This is a genomic window from Ruminococcus sp. AM43-6 (genome assembly GCF_003461785.1).
Lineage (GTDB): Bacteria > Bacillota > Clostridia > Oscillospirales > Ruminococcaceae > Hominimerdicola > Hominimerdicola aceti.
The window spans coordinates 1-267 of sequence record NZ_QTXU01000092.1 but is presented as its reverse complement, the minus strand read 5'-3'; the positions used below and the strand labels follow the sequence as shown (position 1 = coordinate 267).

At 46.8% G+C, this 267-nt stretch carries 1 protein-coding gene; it reads right to left on the bottom strand.

Features of this window, described 5'->3' with window-relative positions:
* A partial coding sequence (locus tag DW938_RS14960; protein WP_207660722.1) for a hypothetical protein occupies positions 1–267 on the bottom strand: 267 nt, incomplete at both ends.

Here is a 267-nt window from a genome sequence, read left to right as displayed (position 1 = left end):
TGCACCGCAAGTCTCACATTTTCTGATCTGTGTACCGCTTTCTGTGCAGGTAGCTGATTTTGTGGTTGTCCAATTGCCAAACTTATGGCCTGTTGCCTTTATTATATCCTGAGCCTTTATTACCGCACCACAAACTGAGCAATGTGAACCCTCGGTCTTGCCGTCTGTTGTGCAGGTGGTCGGGATCACCTTGTCAACAACTTCTGTGTGACCCTTAGCTGATAAGCTCTTGCTTTCAGTTGCACCGCAAGTCTCACATTTTCTGAT